The following is a 5486-nucleotide window of genomic DNA, read 5'->3' as shown; positions in this document are numbered from 1 at the left end:
AAAGCTTGATCATACCGGAGGATCTACCTGGGGTGTTGGCCTGTTTTGATCGCCATGTGCAAAGCCATGGTGAGGAACCTTTTTATAATGAGGTTCGCTATCGCCATAAAGACGGCTCCACGGTGTGGGTGATGTGTTCGGGACGGGTGATTGAATGGGATGCATCTGGAAAACCGCTGCGCATGGTGGGCTGTCATGTTGACATTAGCGAGCGCAAACACCTAGAGCTAGAGCTGCAAGAGTCTAAGGCAACCTTGCAGGACATCTTGGAGAATGCTCCGGCCGCCATTGTCACCCTACGGCAACTGGCCGATCGGTTTTGGGTGACCACCTATCGATCCAGCGGCTGCGATCGCGTCTTTGGCTACACCGTGAAAGAACTCAAGGATACACCGGGTCTATGGCTATCGCGGGTGGTGGAAGAAGATCGTCACTATGCAATTACCAATGACACCAGCTTAGACAGTCTGCCCTACCATTGCACCGCTGAATATCGGTTTCGCCACAAAGATGGTGGGATCCGCTGGATCTCTGCCGTGCAGTCGATTCGTTGGGACGAGACCCTGCAATGTGCGATCGCTACCCTGATTGAAAGCGATATTACCCAAAGCAAGCGGGCAGAACTGGCGCTGCAAGATAGTGAAGTCCGCTATCGTACCCTCTTAGAGACCAGTCCGGTGGGGATTTTCCGCAATGATGTAACTGGACAATGCATTTATGCCAACCCACAACTGCAGGACATGACGGGGCTGCCGTTGGAAGATATTTTGGGGGATGGCTGGAACCGCAATCTGCATCCAGAGAATAAAGACTTTATGGCGGCGGCTTGGTCAACCTTTGTCGAGCAGAGTAATTTGGGGCAGGAGGCTAGCTATCAGCATGAGTATCGCTATTTCGCCGCAGATGGATCGGAGCGCTGGGGGTTTGTGCAGGCAGTTCCTGAGTATAGTGCATCGGGTCTCTTGGTTGGATTTGTGGGATCTACGGTGGATATCACCGATCGCAAGCTAGCGGAAGAACAGGTGCGGGCTAGCGAGGCAGCGTTGCTCGAAGCGCAGCAGGTTGCCCACATCGGTAACTGGATGTTTGATCCTGCAACCCAAACGATTACCTGGTCGCAGGAACTCTATCGTATGTTTGGCTTAGATCCAAGCCAGCCAGTTCCCATCTATGCAGACTATTTGCAAAAAATCCATCCTGACGATCGCCCAACGCTGATTCGATGCGTGGAACAGGCGATCGCCCATGGAATACCTTATACCTTTGACTACCGAGCCATTCAACCCGATGGCTCCCTTCGCTACCATGAAGGGCGGGGTAAGGTGGAGAAAGATGCCCAAGGGCAGGTTACGCGCCTCTTTGGCACTGCCCTGGATATCACGAAACGCAAGCTGATCGAAGCGGCTTTGCAGGCCAGTGAATCTCGATTCCGGGCCATTTTTGAGCAGGCTGCCGTGGGTATCAACCAAGCCGATCGTACCGGCCGCCTAGTAGAAGCCAATCAGTATTTTTGTACTCTGCTGGGATACTCTAGGGATGAGCTGTTAGCGCTCACGGTTCAAGATATTACCCATCCCGATGATAGGGTTGTCTATGGTTATCCTATTCCTAGTATCTTTGAGCGAGATATAGACGCCTTTACAATAGAAAAACGCTATCGCCACAAAGACGGCACGTGGATTTGGGCAGAGGTGACGATGTCAGTCATACGGGATGCCTATGGACAGCCCTGCCGTGATTTAGCCATCGTGATTGATATTCGCGATCGCAAACGGCTAGAGCAGGAACTGAAAGCATCTCAGGCCCAACTGAGCAGTATCCTCAACAGCGCTGAAGCCTCCATTAGTAGTTTTCGCTACTACGATAACCAAACCTGGGAAACGATTTACCACTCCCCTGCTTGCACCGTTATCTTTGGCTATCCCCTGGATGACTTTCCTGCGGAAAAATGGCTGTCGTCCATTCTTCCCGATGATGCTGCTCGGGTCATGCCCCAACTGCTGCAAGCTATCTACGATGAGCAGACGACAACGGTGGAATATCGCTATCATCGTCCAGATGGCAGAATTTGCTGGATTGCAGATACGATCTCCTCGCGGCGAGAGGAGTCTATCTCGGGCTGGGAGGTGACCCTGGTGGGCATCGATATCAGCGATCGCAAGCAGGCGGAAGTTGCCCTAGAGCGAGAAGTGCTCCGTCGTAGAACGCTCTTTGAGGCATCGATTGACGGCATCGTGATCCTCGATCAAGCTGGCAATATTCTGGAATCGAATGCGAGCTTCGCCAGAATGTTGGGCTATTCTGTGGATGAGATGACAACCTTGAGCATCATGGATTTTGAAGCCCGTTGGTCGCCTGAGGAACTGGAGGCTAAGGCTGAAACCATGGAGTTTTGCGGTGACACCTTTGAAACTCTGCATCGTCGGCAGGATGGATCGATTTACCCTGTCGAAATTAGCTCTAGTTCCGTTGATTGGTATGGAGAACTAGTTAACTTCTGTGTCTGCCGCGATATTAGCGATCGCAAACAGATGGAGGCAGAACTTGTTCACAGCCGAGATTTCCGCGAGTTGATTTTCAACGAATCGAGCGATGCGCTCTTTCTGGTTGACCCGGATACCCTGCTGACCACAGACTGCAACCAACGAGCCGTTGAGCTGTTTGAAGCCTCTTGTCAAGAGGACTTGATCCAGATGGAGGGGCATCGACTGCAGAAGCGACCGTTTACAGAGTCGGAAATTGTGAGTATTCGGCAGGAGGTTGAGCAGCAAGGCTTCTGGAGTCTAGAGTTAGAATACATCACCTTCCAAGGACGAGAATTCTGGGGTGATTTATCTGCTAAGAATATTACCTTTGGCGATCAGCACTTTCAGTTGGTGCGCATAGCGGATATTACCGATCGCAAGCAGGCAGAACTAGCGCTGCAACGGCTGCATGAAGAGCTGCAAACCTTCCTAGACTATGCGCCAGCGCTGATTAGCTTATTTGATCACGAGGGTCGCTATGTGCGGGTGAATCCAGCCTTTGCTCAGACCTTAGGGCGATCGCAGTCGGATATTGTTGGCCATACCTTTGAAGAGCTTTTTCCAGATGCGATCGCCATGGTGTTTCGAGAACGGCTGCAACGACTCATCATCAGTCGATCGCCGCTGATGGTGGAAGATGATGTGGAACTTGAGGGAGAGATTAGAACGTTTCAGTCTATTCTGTTCCCTGTTGCCACGAGTGGTGAAACCAACAACTATTGGGCGATCGCTACGGATATCACCGAGCGCAAGCAGATGGAACAAGCGTTGCAGGTTCAAGAACAACAGTTCCGAGGTATTTTTAACTCGGCGGTGCGGTTTATTGGTCTCTTATCTCCAGACGGTAAGTTTCTAGACGTTAATCATACTGCTCTACAACTTTGCACCGAGACTCGCCAAGATCTGATGGGGATAACAATATGGGATAGCCCATGGGTTACGTCTTATCCAGAAACTCAAGCGATCATGCAAGAGGGGGTAGAACGAGCTAGCCAGGGAGAGACAAGCCAGGCTGAAATTGTAGTGATGGGTATCGATCAGATTGAGCGCTATGTGGATGTTACTTTCAAGCCGTTGCTGGATCCAGAGGGACAGGTTTATCAGATTCTAGCGGAGGGGTCAGATATTAGCGATCGCAAACGGGCAGAGATGCATGTACAGGAAGCCCGTATTGCTGCAGAAACCGCCAACCAGGCCAAGAGTCGCTTTTTGGCAAACATGAGCCATGAGCTACGCACGCCCCTGAATGCTGTGCTGGGCTATGCCCAAATTCTCATGCGTGATCCTGACCTTGCCTACCAGTATCAAGACTATATCCAAACCATTTTTAGCAGTGGTCATCATTTACTGAGCTTGATCAATGATGTCTTGGATCTGGCTAAGGTTGAATCAGGACATATGGGTATCGATCTAGAAGTAGTGAATTTGCCATTCTTACTTAATTCGATCTATGGGCTACTCCGACAAGAAATTAGGACACGGGGTCTTGCTTTGGAGATTGAGGCCGACCCAAGATTACCCCAATCTATTATTACCGACGGTAAACGCTTGAAGCAGGTCTTAATTAACCTCTTAGGAAATGCGATTAAGTTTACCCCCCGTGGCACCATTACCCTACGGGTGATTGTCGGTGCAGTATCTTCTCCATCGAACGTGCCTATGGTTGCTCTGACGTTCCAAGTGGAGGACCCAGGCATCGGCATTAGTCCTGAGGATCAGCAGCGGATTTTTGAGGCGTTTGAGCAAGCTGATGCTGGTCGGCAACTTTCGGGTAGCACGGGGTTGGGGTTAGCCATCAGTCAGCAGTTGGTGACGCTGCTGGGTGGTCATCTCCAACTTTGTAGTGAAGTGGGGCAGGGCAGCACGTTCCAGTTCACGCTGGTGGTGGAACTGGCTGGAAATACTTCTGATGGCCTAACGTTGCCGCCGACGATTACAGGCTTGGCTACGGGGCAACCCCCCTGCCGCATTTTAGTGGTGGATGATCAAGCGGTGAATCGGCAGTTTTTAGAGGATGCTTTAGGTTATTTAGGATTTGAGGTTTATTTAGCTAAGAATGGTCAGGAGGCGATCGCTGCTTGGCAAACCTACCAGCTCGATCTGATTTTGATGGATCAGCGGTTGCCTGACTTCCATGGTGAACAGGTTACGGCCAACATTCGCGAGTGGGAAGTCCAGAACCAACGGTCTGCTACGCCCATTTTTATGGTATCGGCTAGTTCGATGGATAGCGATCGCTCCGGTGCGATTGCTGCGGGCTGCAATGCATTTTTGGAAAAGCCGATTCAAATTCCTGATCTGTTGCAGGCTATTGCCCAATATTTAGATGTAGAGTTCACCTCAGAAGAAGCGATCGCCCTCCCAGATACAACTGCTGCTACCTTAACGCCAGCGGATTTGAAGGTGATGCCCTTAGACTGGATTGCTCAACTGTATGAAGCTGCTACTCAATGCCGCAATGATCGTATTGATCATCTCATTGCAGAAATTCCAGATGACTATGCTGTTCTCAAACAGACGTTGTCGGACTATAACTACAATATTCAGGTCGATGTGATCATGGATCTATCGTTTGCCTGTTTAGAGACAGAGACGTAGGAGGCGATCGCTGGACAAGGCTAGAGCCTGATTGACTCCTAATGTCCATTCAAGGATTGGATAGGGGGAGAACATCAGGGTTTGACCTCCTTTTCCGGGCGTTGCTGAATTAGAGTGTGAACCTCTAGCTAGAGATTCTGAACCCCTATGCAAAAAGGGCAGTGCTGAATCATACCGCTATTCAGCACTGCCCTTTTCCGAGCGTCACCAACGAGAGATTAGGATGGCATAACATTCGCCTCAACCGCATTTTCTAGTCATCATTGCTCTGTTGTTGATGCCAACCTTGCCCATAGAATTGAATGAGGGCACGTTGATAATGCTGCACTAACGGCTGAAGACTGTAGACTCGATCGGGTGGGT

At 50.5% G+C, this 5486-nt stretch carries 1 protein-coding gene; it reads left to right on the top strand.

The genetic code is table 11. The features are described 5' to 3' along the window. Positions 1–5 precede the first annotated feature (5 nt). Complete coding sequence (locus tag V6D20_00580) at positions 6–5123, top strand: PAS domain S-box protein (GenBank protein ID HEY9814292.1); 5118 nt, start codon at positions 6–8, stop codon at positions 5121–5123. Positions 5124–5486: the final 363 nt, after the last annotated feature.

The organism is Candidatus Obscuribacterales bacterium, assembly GCA_036703605.1.
Taxonomy (GTDB): Bacteria; Cyanobacteriota; Cyanobacteriia; order RECH01; family RECH01; genus RECH01.
This window is presented reverse-complemented; position numbering and strand designations above follow the sequence as displayed.